Below are 16,335 nucleotides of genomic sequence, written 5' to 3'. Positions count from 1 at the left end.
GAAGTAATAATTTACTTTCTATAAAAAAGCTGGGTGAAAAAATATTTTCCTGAGTTATTCTGAATCACACCAAATCCAGAATGGGTATAGTTTCCTTCAAGAACGCTTCGGTGTGTAGTGCTATTTATCCAAGCATTAACAAGGGATTCTGCATCAGTATATCCAAAGCCAACATTTTCAGAAACAGAACTTGCGCCTCTATTTCTTAACCCTGTGGAACGAATTCCGAAATTATCATGACTAATCCTATTTTGCTCAATCATGTATTGGGTATGGTCAACTGCATAAGCAGAGGCATATTGCTGGTCTTTAATTATTTCTGGAAGACCTAATGATGCTCGATACGCATTTACACGTTGTAAAATTTCATTAGCCATTTGCCAATCAGTTTCGTTGGCAAGGTTTAGATCAATGGTGAAGTTGGATTCCTCTAAAGTATCAACAACTTCTTCTTTTGAACAGGATATGGTAGTAAAAAATACCATAGCCAATAAGCAGGTAGTTAATAGTTTCATAATTCGGGGGCATCAAATTTGGGGCTTGATGTAGTCCAAAGATAGAAAAAAAAACATATCATGCAACACTTTATCGATTTTATAGTATATTTCATCGATGTTTTTAACAATTTGTGTATGAATTTTCTACATATAAATTTTAAAGGAAGCCTTATAAATACCGCATTTTATGGTATATTTAGTTTTCAAATAAAAAAATTCTGCATGTATAAAATTTTAACATTTTTTTTCTTACTTTTTTTGACGATTGGATGCAATAATAACGATAATAAGCACAAAAACATCGATGAAATACAATTATCCAATTCAAAAAAAACCGACAATTCTTTAAAATTTGCGATTGTTATACACGGAGGCGCTGGAACTATTTTAAAAGAAAATATGAGTGATTCTCTTGAAACTGCTTACAGGAATAAACTTGAGGAAGCGATTAAAGTAGGGCATGAAATTTTAAAAAATGGAGGAACTGCACTTGAAGCGGTCACCAATGCTATTAATGTTATGGAAGACTCTCCCCTTTTTAATGCAGGGAAGGGGGCTGTTTTTACCCATGAAGAAACGAATGAACTCGATGCTTCCATTATGGATGGCAATACTTTAAATGCTGGTGCGGTGGCAGGGGTTACACACATTAAAAACCCCATTAATCTTGCTTACGAAGTAATGGTAAATAGTGAACATGTCATGTTAGCAGGAAATGGCGCAGAAGAATTTGCAAAACTTCGGGGTTTTGAGCTAGTTGACCCTTACTACTTTTATACTGAAAATAGATTTCAGTCCTTACAACGAATTAAACAAAAAGAAAAAACTGAGCTTGACCACAATGGAAAAACTGCCTTCGCCGACCCATTTATTAAAGATTCGAAGTTTGGAACCGTAGGCTGCGTGGCATTAGACAAAAACGGAAGCATCGCCGCGGGTACTTCTACTGGAGGAATGACCAATAAACGTTGGAACCGAATTGGGGATGCGCCCATAATAGGTGCTGGGACCTATGCAAACAATGCCACTTGCGGCGTATCTTCCACGGGTTGGGGTGAATATTTTATTAGAGCCATGGTAGCACACGATATTTCGGCAATGATGGAATACAAAGGGGTTTCTTTGCAGGAAGCTACTCAAGAAGTCATTCATAAAAAAATTCCTGCATTAGGTGGCGACGGAGGAATTGTAGCACTGGATAAAGACGGAAACATTGCTATGGAATTTAATACCGCAGGAATGTACCGAGCGTATATTAATACAGAAGGAGAATTGTTTATTGGAATATATAAAGAAGAATGAAACTACCCTACTACGCAGTTATCTTTACGAATACCCAAACCGAAAACCTTGAAGGCTATGGCCAAATGGCAGATGCCATGGAAGCCTTAGCAAAACAACAGCCCGGCTATTTGGGTATGGAACATGCCAGAAACGAAATAGGCATCACTATTAGCTATTGGGAGTCGTTGGAGGCGATTACCAACTGGAAAGCCATCCTAGACCATCAAGAAGCGCAACGCTTAGGAAAAGAGCAATGGTATAAAAGCTATACCGTTCGCATTTGTAAGGTGGAGAAGGAATACAGTTTTGAAAAATAGTCTTCTGTTAAAAATCTCCCAAATGTTAAAATTACATATACGAAAGATTCAAATGCTACCGTTAGCAACATAACTTCCCTCCAAGATTTATTTTTTTTAATTCATTTTCAGCAGTTTGTGCATACAAATTGTTTAAAATTTTCGTTCCGAACCTTTCGGCACAACCATCCTTTTATAGTAATTTAGTAATCCATCGCAGCGTGTTTCACTTACACTTTGCGAGTAACACAAAACCATCAGTTATGACACAGCTAACACGTCTCTTCTGCCTTGCCATCCTAGTCTTTTTTGTTTCATGTTTTAAAAAAACAGACACCTCCGAAACCGACAATCTTTTTAAATTTAAAGAGTATATAAGTTACAATACTTATGGCAATAAAAGTATTGCAGACCCCATAGAAATTATCCTTGCAAAACCTTTGGAACAATTTGAAATGACTCAGGAAATTGATGAAGATTTTCTGAAAATTTCTCCTAAAACTGAAGGGAAATTGATGGTAGAAAATAGTCGCACCCTTATTTTTCAGCCCAACGAATTACTTAAACCTGACACTGAATACACTGTAACACTAAAACTTAACAAACTTTACCCAAATATTGAAAAAGAGTTTAAAGAATACACCTTCAGCTTTAAAACCATTACCCCCAATTTTAAAATTGATTTAGGAAACCTTCAATCCTACAGCAAGGAATGGCAATATATTACAGGAACCGTTCAAAGTGCCGATGTCATCACTTCGGAAAAAGCAAAAGAACTTATTTCCGTAGTTCAAAAAGGCAAGAAACTTAAACTAAAGTGGCCTGCCGAAGAAGGGTTGGCAAAATACTTTAACTTTACTATTGACAGCATTCAACGGGATATTAACGATTCAAAAATCGATATTTCTTGGGATGGAAAACCTATTGGATCCGATTTCAAAGGAACAACCGAGTTTACAATTCCAGGCCAAAACAATTTCACCATTGTAAATGCCAAAGCCTCTGTTGCTCCTAACGCCTCATTTACTTTAAATTTTTCGGACCCCCTTCAGGAAAATCAGAATTTTGCTGGACTAGTCACCATTGAAAATGCAGATAACTTACGCTTTGAAGTAGAAGGAAATGTATTGCACGTGTACCCTTCAACCCGTATTATTGGCAATGTTCGAGTAACTGTTTTTAACGGAATAAAAAACACAAGTGGTTTCGGACTTAAAAAGGAGTTTTCAGAACTTATCTCTTTCGAACAGCTGAAGCCTTCGGTAAAACTTCTTTCACAAGGAGCCATTTTGCCTAATGCCTCCTCTACTCCATTATATTTTGAAGCTGTGAATCTTTCGGCAATTGATGTTCGGATTATTAAAATTTTTGAAAGTAATGTCCTTCAATATCTGCAAACCTCTAACCTCAACGACCGCGATGCCTACGACATTAAACGAGTGGGAAGGCGTATTGCTAAAAAAACTATTTCGTTAAAGGATGTTGAGCTTGGGGAAAATGGAATTTGGAAATCCTACGGAATTAACCTAGCAGAATATTTCAATGCAGATCCCGGAGCTATCTATCGTGTAGAATTGAGCTTCAAAAAAGAGTATGCTGTTTATGATTGCTCTGTTCTTACTTCAAACGAAAATATTGATGATGAGGAAGAATATTACGACGATTATTACGAAGAAGAATTCAATGAGAATGATAGTGATGATGATGAACTTGAAGAGCAATATTGGGATAATGAAGTGTATAGGTATCGCCGTTATTCTTACAATTGGCGAGAGCGTGACAACCCTTGTCATGATGCCTATTATAATGAAGACCGAATTGAAACCACCAATGTATTAGGTAGCAACTTAGGTCTTATTGTAAAAAAAGGGAATAACAAATCCTATCATTTTGCAGTGACCAACCTACTCACCACCCAACCTGAAAGCGGGGTAAAAATTAATTTGTACTCATTTCAGCAACAATTAATAGGAACCGCAACCACTGGTGGGGATGGGCTCACCCTTTTCGATTCAGAAAAAACCATTGCTTTTGCGGTGGCTCAAAAAGGAAATCATTTTGCTTATGCAAAGCTAAACGATGGTAACGCATTATCACTTAGTAATTTTGATGTTTCTGGAAAAAAACTTCAAAAAGGATTAAAAGGATTTATGTACACCGAAAGAGGAGTACATCGTCCTGGCGACAGCATCCATCTTTCCTTTGTGTTAAACGATAATACCAATCCCCTACCCAAGAACCATCCCGTAAAACTTGATGTTACAGATGCTCGAGGGAAATTAGTCCAGCGAACTGTTTTAAATGAAGGTGTCAAGGGATTTTACTATTTCCCCATTGCAACCCAAACAACTGCCCCCACAGGAAATTGGAATGCTACCATCTCTGTAGGAGGTGCGAAGTTTTCAAAGTCCCTAAAAGTGGCTACCATTAAGCCCAACCGATTAAAAATTAAATTAGATTTTAAGGAAGAGGTGTTGGATGCTAGCAAAGCTGTGGAAGGAACTGCAACAGCCCTTTGGCTTCACGGAGCACCTGCTCGAAATCTAAAAATTAAAATGGCTGCCACCTTGCGAAGCACAAGCACCGCATTTAAAGATTTTTCAAACTACCAATTTAATGACCCCATTCGTTCGTTTGACGAAATTGAGCTTCCTGTTTTAAACAATACGCTCTCTCAAGAAGGGACTATAAAATTCAATTCAAATTTAGACATCAACGGAAAAGCTCCTGGAATGCTTCAAGCTACTTTTTTAACCAAGGTATTTGAAGGCGGCGGTGATTTTTCCATCGATGTATTTTCAAAAAATGTAGCTCCCTACTCACATTTTGTGGGATTAAAGTCGCCTGAAGCACATCGCTACGGCTCTTATTTTACCGATGAAAACACCGTGTTTGATGTCGCCACGGTTGATGCCCAAGGAAAAGCATCGGGAAATAGAGAATTGGAAGTAAAAATTTTCAAAATTGAATGGCGTTGGTGGTGGAATCGTGGGTATGACAATCTTTCTCAATATGAAAACGCTGTGGTACATCGTCCAATAAAACAATTCACCGTGAAAACCAAGGCAAATGGTAAAAATCAATTCACCGTAAACATTCCTGAAGAGGAAGGGGGCAGATACCTCATTCGAGTCATGGATAAAGCTTCAGGACATGCCACAGGTAGAATTACCTATTTCTATAGAAACTGGTGGAAACGTCCCGTGGATAATGATTCCGAAAGTGCGAAAATGCTCCTTTTTTCGGCCGATAAAGAAAAGTATCAAGTAAATGAAAAAGCTCAAATTACCTTTCCTTCAGGAAGTGAAGGGCGTGCCTTGGTAAGTATTGAAAATGGCACCGAAGTCCTTTCCACACAATGGGTTGTAACTAAAAAAGGGGAAACCACGGTGAATATTCCGCTAACCAAAGAAATGGCGCCCAATGTGTATGTAAACATTTCCCTGCTACAGCCCCATGAACAAACCAAAAACGATTTACCTATTAGATTGTATGGCGTAGTTCCAATATTGGTGGAAGATCCTTCCACTATTCTGAAACCCAAATTGGATATGCCAGAAGTCTTAAAACCTGAAGAATCCTACACGATTAAAGTTTCAGAAGAAAATAAAAAACCGATGACCTATACCATTGCGGTGGTAGATGAAGGATTGTTGGATTTAACTCGTTTTAAAACGCCCGAAATTCACGAAGCCTTTTATTCTCGTGAAGCGCTAGGGGTAAAAACCTTCGATGTTTTTGATGATGTCATTGGTGCGTATTCTGGTAGTGTAGAAAATATCTTCGCTATTGGTGGGGGCGACGAAGCCGCAGGCGCCAAAAACAGAAAAGCAGATCGTTTTAAACCGGTTGTAAGTTATATAGGTCCTTTCGAATTAAAAGCAGGACAACAAGCAAGTCACACTTTAAGAATGCCTAATTACGTAGGATCTGTGAGAACCATGGTTGTGGCTGGAGATAAAACCAAAAATGCCTACGGAAAAACCGATAAAGCAACACCTGTTCGGAAGCCCTTAATGGTCCTTGCCTCCCTCCCTAGAAAACTGTCCCCTGGAGAAAAAGTAACCCTGCCTGTCACCGTTTTTGCGATGGAAAAGAAAGTGAAATCAGCTACCATTACCGTAAAAACAGGAGATGCTTTAAAGCCTGTGAATGGCATTTCAAAAACCATTTCTTTTTCTGAACCGGGAGAACATATTGTGAATTTTGAATTTGAAGTCTTACCTGCCGATACGTTTCAAACCATTGAAGTATTGGCTTCAGGAAATGGAGAAAAAGCAAGTTATAAAGTGGAAATTGATGTGAAAAATCCGAACCCTATTTCACAAAAAACTACGCTTTATACCTTGTCTGAAAATGCTTCAGAAACCATCAACTTTCAAACTTTTGGGGTTGCTGGCACAAACGGAGCCACATTGGAATTTTCGACCTTACCCCCAATGGATTTTAATCGCCGATTGGAATACCTTATTCAATATCCCCACGGCTGTATTGAGCAAACAACTTCGGGCGCTTTTCCACAGTTGTTCTTAGACGATATTTTCGATATTACTTTTGATAGAAAGAATGAAATTCAGAAAAATATTAAGGCGGCTATTATCCGTTTAGGGAATTTCCAAACGGCTAATGGTGGATTGAGTTATTGGCCAGGGGAACGGGAAGCAGACGATTGGGGAACCAATTATGCAGGGCATTTTATGATTGAAGCCAAACAAAAAGGATATGCTTTGCCACTAACCTTTATGGACAATTGGTTGCGCTTTCAAAAAAATACAGCAAGACAATGGCAAAATAATGATTCTCGCTACAACAGTAGTTTGGTACAAGCCTATCGATTGTACACTTTGGCACTAGCAGGACACCCTGAATTAGCGGCGATGAATCGCTTAAAAGAATCGAAGAATTTAAGCAACGATGCCAAATGGCGATTGGCAGGAGCCTATGCCTTAGCTGGAAAGAAAAATGCAGCGGAAGAAATTGCAAAAAGGGCCAACATCAATTTTGTTGCTCAAAACTATGACTATTATACCTACGGAAGTCCTTTCCGGAATAAAGCAATGGCGTTAGAAACCTTAGTGCTTTTAGGAGATGCAAAACAAAGAGATATGGCAATTTCTGTAGCCAAAGAATTATCGTCGCAACGTTGGTATAGTACACAAGAAACTGCCTATGCCTTAATGGCGATGGGAAAAATGGTTCAGAAAAATGGAGGAAAAGGAATCGAACTCACTTTTACCAATAAAGGAAAAACAACAACGGTTACATCAGACAGAGCTTTAGCAAGTAGAGCACTGAGTTTCAATATGGGTGCTAATACGGTGACGGTTTCCAATAAAAAAGGAAACGTCGTATATGTAACCTTGTCGCAACAAGGAAAACTTCCCTTAGGTGAAGAACTCACCGAGCAAAGAAATCTAAACTTAAAAACGCAGTTCGTGGACGATGAAGGTAAAACGCTAGACATTTCTACCTTAAAGCAAGGGACAGAAATTACGGCAAAAGTTACCGTGATGAATACCTCAAATGACAATGTAGGGAATGTTGCACTTTCGCAAATCTTCCCAAGTGGTTGGGAAATTGTAAACACCAGTTTTACCGAATTAGGTGGAGGTGCCTCTGGCGATGCTCGCTATAAAGACATTCGAGATGACCGAGTGAATTTCTATTTCGATTTGGGAGCGAAAAAATCCAAAACGTTTACAGTGAAATTAAATGCTTCTTATTTAGGCACTTATTATTTACCAGGAGCCCAAACCGAAGCCATGTACGATAATAATTACTATGCTCGTAATAAAGGGCAATGGATTACAGTAGAACAATAATTTAAATATGAAAATTAACAAGAGAGCCTTTCTTCAAAAAGCGCGCAAACACAAGTTTAAATTAAGTTTTGTGTTTGTGACTTTTGTTGTTTGGCTTTTTTGTCTTCCGAAGCCCTTGTTCAAAGACCCCACTGCAACGGTTGTGGAAAGTAAAGAAGGGGTGATGATAGGAGCTAGAATAGCCAATGATGGACAATGGCGATTTCCTAAAATGGATTCCATTCCCAACCGATTTGAACAATGTATTCTTCATTTTGAAGATGAATATTTCTATACACATCCAGGCTTTAATCCAATTTCTATGGGAAAAGCTTTATGGCAAAATCTTACCGAAGAAGGACGTCGAGGAGGTAGTACGATTACGCAGCAGGTCATCCGTTTAGCCCGCAAGAATAAGAAAAGAAGTTATGGAGAAAAGTTGATAGAAGTTTTTATGGCTACCCGACTAGAGGCTGGATTTTCTAAAAATGAAATTCTGAATTATTATGCCTCCTATGCCCCTTTTGGTGGAAATGTGGTGGGCTTAGAAACAGCGTCTTGGCGTTATTTCGGCATTCCGTCGCACCAATTGAGTTGGGGACAGTCAGCAGCATTGGCAGTTTTACCCAACGCCCCCTCATTGATTTTTCCAGGGAAAAACGAAGCAATTTTCAAAAATAAAAGAGATCGTTTATTACTAAAATTGTTTGAAAACGAGGTAATTGATGAAACTACCTATGAGTTAGCAATAGAAGAACCCTTACCTAGCAAGCCATACCCATTGCCCGAAATAGCTCCCCACTTTACCGAAAAAATCCGTTCGGAACATGAAGGTAAACGAATCATTTCAACTTTAGACGTTACGCTTCAGAAAAAAGTAAATCAGTTAGTAAAGGAACATCATTACATACTTCAGCAAAACGAAATCAACAACTTGGCGGTACTTGTCTTAGATGTCAATACCAAGGAGGTTTTGGCGTATGTGGGTAATGCTCCCAGCAATTCAGAAAATGATCCCTTTGTGGATGTAATTACCAAACCGCGAAGTACGGGAAGTATTTTAAAACCATTCTTATATGCTTCTGCTTTGGATTCTGGAGAACTTTTACCCGACATGATCGTTGCCGATATTCCAACCGTCATAAACGGCTATAGTCCGGAAAATTTTGATAATCAATTTTACGGTGCGGTTCCCGCCAGTGTTGCTTTGTCCCGTTCTTTAAATGTCCCTGCGGTTCGTTTACTTCGAGAATATGGCCTCGATCGCTTTTACAAAAGACTGAACAAATTACATTTTTCTAGTATTAATAAGCCAGCAAATCATTATGGCCTAAGTCTTATTTTGGGAGGTGCCGAAAGTTCTTTGTGGGAAATAACCAACGCCTATGCAGGCATGGCTTCCACTTTAAATTTCTTTAATGAATCTTCCAGCGAATATCGAAAAGCGGAGTTTCAAAATCCGAAATTCATAAAAGACAAAGAATTAAATTTTGGGGAAATAGTTTTCAATCCGCCAGTTTTTAACGCCGGAAGTATCTACAAAACTTTTGAAGCCATGCAGGAAGTGAACCGTCCACAGGGCGAGGAAAATTGGAGCTTTTTTAACGATTCACAACCCATAGCATGGAAAACAGGAACGAGCTTTGGATTTAAAGATGCTTGGGCCGTGGGGGTCACTCCAAAGTATGCCATTGGCGTTTGGGTGGGTAATGCCGATGGAGAAGGAAGGCCGGGCTTAACAGGTGTGCAGGCTGCCGCTCCTGTGCTTTTTGATGTTTTGAATGTATTGCCCAATAGTAATTGGTTTAAAACTCCTTACGACGATTTGGTAGAAGTTGAAATCTGTCCGCAGAGTGGTCACTTGGCAAGTGTCTATTGTGATGCAAAAAAGAAGGAATGGATTCCAAAAGATGGAATAAAAACAACTGCTTGTCATTATCACAAACAAGTTTTTGTGGATGCATCAGAAAATTTTCAAGTGAATTCTTCCTGTTATGCCCTTTCAGAAATGAAACAAAAAAATTGGTTTACACTCCCGCCTGTTATGGAATATTATTATGCCCCAAAACACCCCGAGTATAAAACCCCTCCACCGTTTCAGTGGAATTGTTTACAGGAAGGAGAGCAAAAAATTGAATTCATTTTCCCAAAAAGAAACGAAGCCATTGTACTTCCTAAAAATTTTGATGAAACGATAAACGAGGTAGTTTTTACCCTTGCCCATCGTATACCAGATAGTACCGTGTATTGGTATTTAGATGAGCAGTTTATTGGAACTACCCATACCTTTCATGAATTGGCGCTAAAACCAAAACCCGGAAATTATATGCTTACGGCTGTGGATGAAGAGGGTAATGAAATTAAGCAACCCATCTCCATTACATTGGCTTCACTTTAATTGTGTATTTTAGTTTCAAATCTGTTTAAATGAAACACCTCTTTTTTTTAGGTTTTTTACTGTTGATTTCTTGTGCTGAAAAGGAAAAAGAAATTATTGAAAACGAACTTGCGATTATTCCAAAACCACAAGAAATTACTGTATATAAAGGAAGTTTTACGCTTAATAGTGAAACGACTTATTATGCTGAAGACGAATTTGAAATAGCTTCTCAATTTATTTCAGAATATTTAAAAAATAGTGGTTTCGGTTTAAAGAAAACGACGAAAGACCAAGCCACCTTTGTTGTTGCAAAAGATTCCCTTTTACCTAAAGAGGGCTATGCGCTTTCCATATCTGAAGAAAAAATTAACATCACTGCCAAAGATGCCTCTGGAGCATTTTACGCGATGCAAACCCTCAGACAATTATTGCCCCCTTCCCTAGAAAGATTGAACTCGTTTCCAAAACCTTCAGCATCACTTCCATTAGTGGAAATTAATGACTCCCCGAAATTCTCCTATCGCGGAATGCATCTAGATGTTGCACGGCATTTTTTTGATAAGGAGTTTGTAAAAAAGTACATTTCGTACCTCTCCATGTTGAAAATGAATTACTTCCATTGGCACTTAACCGAAGACCAAGGATGGCGTATTGAAATAAAAAAATATCCCAAACTTACTACTCATGCTGCTTATCGAAACGAAACCTTAATTGGTCATTACAATGACACACCACAACAATTCGACGGACAGCGCTACGGGGGATTTTATACCCAAGAAGACATTAAAGAAATTATCGCTTATGCACAAAAATTGAATGTCACCATCATCCCCGAAATTGAAATGCCGGGTCACGCACAAGCTGCCATTAGTGCCTATCCCGAATTGGGTTGTACCGGAGAAAAAATTCCTGTTGCTACTAAATGGGGAGTCTTTGAAGATATTTACTGTCCCAAAGAAGAAACTTTCACCTTTTTGCAAGATGTATTAACCGAAGTTGTGGCGCTTTTTCCAGGAGAATATATCCATATTGGAGGGGACGAAGCCCCCAATGCTCATTGGGAAAATTGCAAACATTGCCAAGCGTTGATCAAAAAAGAAGGGCTTAAAGACGAGCACGAATTACAGAGTTATTTTATCACTCGCATCGAAAAATTTCTAAATAGTAAGGGCAAAAAAATTATTGGATGGGATGAGATTTTGGAGGGCGGATTGGCGCCCAATGCTACGGTTATGTCCTGGCGTGGCACCGAAGGTGGCATTGCTGCGGCCAAGCAGCATCATAATGTCATTATGACGCCAGGATCTCATTGCTATTTCGATTACTATCAGAGTGAAAATGACGACGAACCTTTGGCTATTGGAGGTTTTGTTCCTTTAGAAAAGGTATATACTCTTAACCCAATTCCAGAGGAGCTTTCAGAAAATGAAGCAAAATATATTTTAGGAGCTCAAGGCAATGTGTGGACAGAATATATGAAAACCCCTGAGCACATTGAATATATGATCTTCCCCCGAATTTTAGCATTGAGCGAAGTAGATTGGAAGGGTCCATCCCAAAATTTTGAAAAGGACTACCCCCAATTTGTATCATGCGTAGAATCTTTTATGGAACGATTGGACGTCATGGGAGTGAACTTTGCCAATCATTTGTACCAACTGAAAAGCAAGATTTTCAAAGAAAACGGTAAGGTTTATTATGAATTAAGTACTCCAACACATGGGAAGGATATTTTTTATTCTTTGAATGATACTAAGGAAAAGAAATACGAAGGTCCTATTCTAATTGCTGAAAATTCCTTCATCAAATCCTATGTTTCCCAAAATGGAAATCCTTTAGGAAAGACTTTACAAGATTCCATTATATATCATAAAGCCATCAACGGGAGCATTACCCTAAATAAAGAACCACACCCTAAATACAATAGCGGCGGGAAAGAAGCGCTTATTAATGGACGGATGGGAAGCAACGCTCGTTATGGGGATAGTGAATGGTTGGGCTTTTGGGGGGATGACTTGGAGGTAACCATAAACTTGTTTCAGCCCATGGAGATTTCAAAAGTTTCCACCCGATTTTATCACGCGCCAGGGCAGTGGATTCACGCACCCAATGTTGCCACTATTCAAATTATATCTAAAGGAGGTGAGATGAAATCTGAAACCGTTTCCGTTTCTTCTAATACTGAAAAAACGACTGCTATCCTTTCTTTTGATCTTTCAAAATTTCAGCTGAACGAAGCCTATAAGATAATAATACGTGTTCCAAACTACGGAACCATTCCTCAAGGTCAGCAAGGTGCTGGAAACGAAGCGTGGACCTTTATTGATGAAATAATTGTAGAATGATTTTAGAAATCTGTGCCAATAGTTTTGAAAGTGCGATGGCAGCCCAAAAAGTGGGTGCGCATCGCATTGAATTATGTACCGAACTTTCCTTGGGAGGAGTCACCCCATCGTTTGGTTTGATTGAAAAAGTGCTTTCTAGTTTGACTATCCCCGTCCATGTATTAATCCGCCCGCGAAGTGGAAATTTTACCTATACTGAAAGTGAAGTTGACGTTATGCTAAAGGATATTCAGCAATGCAAAAAAATGGGGGTTGCTGGCATCGTAACTGGTGCTTTGACTCTAGAAAATGAGATTGATGTGGAAACGACACAACAATTATTACTAGCCTCTGAAGGATTAGATGTAACCTTTCATCGTGCTTTCGATTGGTGTCATAATCCCAAAAAATCACTTCAAGAATTACAACAACTTGGTGTAAAACGGATTTTAACTTCAGGGCAACAACCTAATGCTTTTGAGGGATTAACACTATTAAAGGAATTGAAAGCACTTTCAGAATCTATTGAAATAATGCCTGGAGGTGGAATCCATTCAGAAAATGTTGGGGCATTTAAAAAGGCAGGTTTTATAAGTGTGCATTGTTCGGCTTCTGAAAAAGTTCAAACACTAATAAACGCTCCAAAAGTGGCTATGCAAAGCGCCCTCGACGAAGGGGTAATCACCTATTCTTCCGAAGAAAAAATTCGGGAAATTCTTAAAAAATTAGCGTAGCGGAAAGCCCTTTGCCGCCCACCACGGGTGAATTTCAATTTCTAATCTTCCTGCTTTTACCATAGGATCCATATTGGCCAAACTATCTGCCATTTGTAAGGTTGGCACATTATAAATGGTAATCCCACGAATGTCTCCATCATCCCCAATAGGACCAGAAATATCGGCATAGCCTAATTCATACATTTTTCCCAAATGGGCTAAGTGTAATTTTTGGAGGCTATCTGTCTCTTCCTCGGATTGAGAACGATTATTGCCTCTCTTTAAAAAAGCAATAAAGTATTCTTGCATTAATATAGTGTCTCCCGTTTTTTCATCTACATAATCAAAGATTTGAAAACCATTACTCACCAGTTTTTTCTTTAAATCGGCCACAGATTCTTTAGTTTCAACTTGTGAACTATCTTCTACCCAAGAATTCGTTTCATTCATTGTAGCGTTCTCGTTTTTACAACCTGAAAATATTCCAGAGATTAATACTATTAGGAGAAACATCCCCCTCAATCCCCCTTCAAAGGGGGAAACATTTTTATAAGATTTCATTTTACCAATTTTTAAAAGGGTTTTTACTTATTTGTGAGTTATAATATTTTATATCTCCAGTGACTTCCTCTCCAAGCCAGCTGGGTTTTTTAAAGGTTTGATTCACTTCATTTAATTCAATTTCAGCTAGGACGAGTCCTGCATTATCTCCTAGAAATTCATCTATTTCAAAGAGATTTTTAGCAAAAGAAACTTCATGCCTATATTTTTCAATAATTCCTTTTTCACACAATTGAAGTAATTTTTTTGCTTCTTCCAAAGGAATTTCAGTTTCCCATTCAAAACGAGTGGTCCCATCCTCTGAAGATTTCCCCTTAACAGTTAAAATGCCTTTCTTACCTACAGCTCTAACCCGTACGGTCCTTTCTGGGTGTGTATTTAAAAACCCCTGAATGATGAACGTTTTTGAAGTGGCTTCTTTTTTAAAAGCATCCGATGTAACCAAAAATTTACGTTCTATTTCAATCATAGCGTATCAAAGCTTTAAAGGTATTAAATTTACTTCATGGAAACTCCCATTCCCATCCGAAAGATAATCCATGTAGATATGGACGCCTTCTATGCGTCTGTGGAACAGTTGGACAACCCCGATTTGATGGGTAAGCCCATTGCTGTGGGAGGGAGTTCCAAAAGAGGGGTGGTGAGTGCTGCGAGTTATGAGGCTAGAAAATTTGGAGTTCGAAGTGCTATGAGTGGTGTTTTAGCGAGAAAACTTTGCGACGAGTTAATATTTGTGCGTCCCCGTTTTGAGCGTTATGCTGAAATTTCGAAAATGATCCGCAAAATCTTTTTTGAATTCACCGATTTGGTAGAACCCCTTTCCCTTGACGAGGCCTATCTCGATGTTACTGAAAACAAAAAAGGAAACCCTAGCGCCACCTTAATTGCTAAAGAAATTCGGCAAAAAATCAAGGAGAAAACTGGGTTAAATGCTTCGGCAGGGATTTCTATTAACAAATTTGTGGCGAAAGTGGCCAGTGATATTAATAAACCCAACGGACAAAAAACGGTTCCGCCAGAAGAAGTCATTTCATTTTTAGAGACCCTAGATATTAAGAAGTTTTATGGTGTGGGTAAGGTGATGAAAGAACGCATGTATCGCCATGGTATTTTTACGGGAAAGGATTTAAAAGAAAAATCCTTCGAATATCTAGAAGAGCATTTTGGCAAAAGTGGCGCCTATTATTACAATATCGTACGTGGGATTCAGCATAGTAAAGTAAAACCAGAACACACTCGTAAATCTCTGGCGGCAGAAAGAACGTTTAATGAAAATATTTCTTCGGAAGTATTTATGCTCGAAAAATTAGAAAATATTGCAACCGAAGTAGCACGCCGACTTCAAAAAAGCAAGGTTGCTGGAAAAACCATCACCCTTAAAATTAAGTATAGCGATTTTACGTTACAAACAAGAAGTAAAACGTTACCCCTTTATATTTCGAGCAAAGACCTTATCCTTGAGAATGTTAAAGATTTGTTATTTCAAGAAAAGATGAAAGATTCGGTACGCTTGTTGGGAATTAGCATGTCAAACCTCAATAACGAGGCAAAAAAAAAGGAGGCAAATCCTCCACCCGAACAAAGCATAGACGTACAACTTAAACTCGATTTTTAGCCTGTGATGTAAAACTACTTTTATTAACATTTAAATTTTACCATTATGAAAAAAGTAGTTTTAATGATTGCCACTGTTATAGTTACAGCCACCACCTTTTCTTGCAAAGAAAACACCGAACGTATTTCTTCAAATACAGAAACAGAAGATTTAAACAATACAGCTTCTGAAGACCTTGCCCTTGCTACTTCAAACAACGTGAACACTGAATCGCAGTATCGCTATGTAACCGCTCCCAGCGGATTAAGTTTACGAGAATACAACAATTTACAGAGTGAAAAATTGGCCAAAATGCCTTACGGAACCAAAGTGAAAATTCTTTCGGAAGAAGGAAAAGCCACGATGAATGTCTGTGGAATTAAAGGCGCTATGGACGAAGTGGAATTCAATCATAAAAAAGGGTTTGCCTTTAATGGATATCTTTCAAAATATTTTCCGCCAGAAAGAGATATCACCGCAAAAGGATATGCTAGTGAGCTTCAAAAGCAGTTTCCAGAAGTAACATTTACTGAAACAGTCGAAGGCACCCCAAGCAAGCCCATTAATAAGGAAACGTTAATCCTTCCTAACACACCTTGGCATGAGGCTTTTGGAACCGCACAGCGTTTATTCGATTTTCCAAGTGAGTTTGCATTTCCGAACCCAAAAGGCAAGGATGCTGAAATTATTTTTGACGGAAAACCCAAAAAAGGGATTTGGATAAGTCAGTTGGAAATTTCTAGAAAAGACAACGAGCTTCAAAAAATTGAATATGTGTATTCCTCACAAAAATTTAATAGTAAAGTCACTATTGAAAAGGAAGGGGATGTGATGAAAATAACACGAACAGAAGAAGTAAAATAATAAAAAAAGGCGAGCAAA

11 protein-coding genes are annotated in these 16,335 nt (G+C 38.5%); 8 read left to right on the top strand and 3 right to left on the bottom strand.

Annotation, left to right across the window (positions count from 1 at the left end):
* Positions 1–11 precede the first annotated feature (11 nt).
* A complete protein-coding gene (locus tag KXJ69_RS04550; RefSeq protein WP_219051720.1) occupies positions 12–515 on the bottom strand; it encodes a CAP domain-containing protein in 504 nt (167 codons plus the stop codon).
* 204 nt (positions 516–719) lie between these two features.
* Between KXJ69_RS04550 and KXJ69_RS04545 the strand changes: the two genes are divergently transcribed.
* The 6 genes from KXJ69_RS04545 (at position 720) to KXJ69_RS04520 (ending at position 13,316) form a co-directional block, all read left to right on the top strand.
* Positions 720–1,799: an isoaspartyl peptidase/L-asparaginase family protein gene (locus tag KXJ69_RS04545; protein ID WP_219051718.1), complete on the top strand. Its 1,080-nt coding sequence runs from the start codon at positions 720–722 to the stop codon at positions 1,797–1,799.
* Positions 1,796–2,098, top strand: a complete 303-nt coding sequence (locus tag KXJ69_RS04540) for an antibiotic biosynthesis monooxygenase family protein (protein ID WP_219051716.1) — start codon at positions 1,796–1,798, stop codon at positions 2,096–2,098. The genes KXJ69_RS04545 and KXJ69_RS04540 overlap by 4 nt, the downstream gene beginning before the upstream one ends.
* A gap of 242 nt (positions 2,099–2,340) precedes the next feature.
* Positions 2,341–7,899 carry an alpha-2-macroglobulin family protein gene (locus tag KXJ69_RS04535; protein WP_219051714.1) on the top strand — a complete coding sequence of 1,853 codons (5,559 nt, stop codon included), beginning with the start codon at positions 2,341–2,343 and terminating at the stop codon, positions 7,897–7,899.
* A 7-nt stretch (positions 7,900–7,906) separates the two neighbouring features.
* Positions 7,907–10,276, top strand: coding sequence for a penicillin-binding protein 1C (gene pbpC, locus KXJ69_RS04530; RefSeq protein WP_219051712.1), 2,370 nt, complete (start codon positions 7,907–7,909; stop codon positions 10,274–10,276).
* A 29-nt stretch (positions 10,277–10,305) separates the two neighbouring features.
* Entirely contained in the window at positions 10,306–12,603 is a 2,298-nt protein-coding gene (locus KXJ69_RS04525) for a beta-N-acetylhexosaminidase (RefSeq protein WP_219051710.1), read from the top strand.
* Positions 12,600–13,316 (top strand): copper homeostasis protein CutC, encoded by a 717-nt coding sequence (locus tag KXJ69_RS04520; RefSeq protein ID WP_219051708.1) that lies wholly within the window; start codon positions 12,600–12,602, stop codon positions 13,314–13,316. Before KXJ69_RS04525 ends, KXJ69_RS04520 begins: the two co-directional genes overlap by 4 nt.
* Here the strand turns inward: KXJ69_RS04520 and KXJ69_RS04515 are convergent.
* On the bottom strand, positions 13,308–13,859 hold the full coding sequence (locus KXJ69_RS04515; RefSeq protein WP_373422833.1) for a YciI family protein: 552 nt from the start codon (positions 13,857–13,859) through the stop codon (positions 13,308–13,310). The two genes, KXJ69_RS04520 and KXJ69_RS04515, sit on opposite strands and share 9 nt — an antisense overlap.
* Before the next feature lies 1 nt (position 13,860).
* Positions 13,861–14,328: a CYTH domain-containing protein gene (locus KXJ69_RS04510; RefSeq protein WP_219051706.1), complete on the bottom strand. Its 468-nt coding sequence runs from the start codon at positions 14,326–14,328 to the stop codon at positions 13,861–13,863.
* A gap of 36 nt (positions 14,329–14,364) precedes the next feature.
* On the opposite strand from KXJ69_RS04510, the gene dinB reads away from it, so the two are divergent.
* Both dinB and KXJ69_RS04500 read left to right on the top strand, forming a co-directional pair.
* Positions 14,365–15,474: a DNA polymerase IV gene (gene dinB / locus KXJ69_RS04505; protein WP_219051704.1), complete on the top strand. Its 1,110-nt coding sequence runs from the start codon at positions 14,365–14,367 to the stop codon at positions 15,472–15,474.
* Positions 15,475–15,519: 45 nt separating this feature from the next.
* Positions 15,520–16,317 carry an SH3 domain-containing protein gene (locus tag KXJ69_RS04500; protein ID WP_219051702.1) on the top strand — a complete coding sequence of 266 codons (798 nt, stop codon included), beginning with the start codon at positions 15,520–15,522 and terminating at the stop codon, positions 16,315–16,317.
* The last annotated feature ends 18 nt before the right edge of the window (positions 16,318–16,335 follow it).

The organism is Halomarinibacterium sedimenti, from assembly GCF_019312585.1.
GTDB lineage: Bacteria > Bacteroidota > Bacteroidia > Flavobacteriales > Flavobacteriaceae > Halomarinibacterium > Halomarinibacterium sedimenti.
Note: the sequence above shows the minus strand (reverse complement) of the source record. Positions and strands in the feature narration are given on the sequence as shown.

Bases quoted from the DNA above. Each gene is read 5' to 3' on its own strand.
- KXJ69_RS04550 (WP_219051720.1), bottom strand. From the start codon at position 515: ATGAAACTATTAACTACCTGCTTATTGGCTATGGTATTTTTTACTACC.
- KXJ69_RS04500 (WP_219051702.1), top strand. From the start codon at position 15,520: ATGAAAAAAGTAGTTTTAATGATTGCCACTGTTATAGTTACAGCCACC.
- KXJ69_RS04515 (WP_373422833.1), bottom strand. From the start codon at position 13,859: ATGAAATCTTATAAAAATGTTTCCCCCTTTGAAGGGGGATTGAGGGGG.
- KXJ69_RS04510 (WP_219051706.1), bottom strand. From the start codon at position 14,328: ATGATTGAAATAGAACGTAAATTTTTGGTTACATCGGATGCTTTTAAA.
- KXJ69_RS04520 (WP_219051708.1), top strand. From the start codon at position 12,600: ATGATTTTAGAAATCTGTGCCAATAGTTTTGAAAGTGCGATGGCAGCC.
- KXJ69_RS04525 (WP_219051710.1), top strand. From the start codon at position 10,306: ATGAAACACCTCTTTTTTTTAGGTTTTTTACTGTTGATTTCTTGTGCT.
- KXJ69_RS04535 (WP_219051714.1), top strand. From the start codon at position 2,341: ATGACACAGCTAACACGTCTCTTCTGCCTTGCCATCCTAGTCTTTTTT.
- KXJ69_RS04545 (WP_219051718.1), top strand. From the start codon at position 720: ATGTATAAAATTTTAACATTTTTTTTCTTACTTTTTTTGACGATTGGA.
- KXJ69_RS04540 (WP_219051716.1), top strand. From the start codon at position 1,796: ATGAAACTACCCTACTACGCAGTTATCTTTACGAATACCCAAACCGAA.
- dinB (WP_219051704.1), top strand. From the start codon at position 14,365: ATGGAAACTCCCATTCCCATCCGAAAGATAATCCATGTAGATATGGAC.
- pbpC (WP_219051712.1), top strand. From the start codon at position 7,907: ATGAAAATTAACAAGAGAGCCTTTCTTCAAAAAGCGCGCAAACACAAG.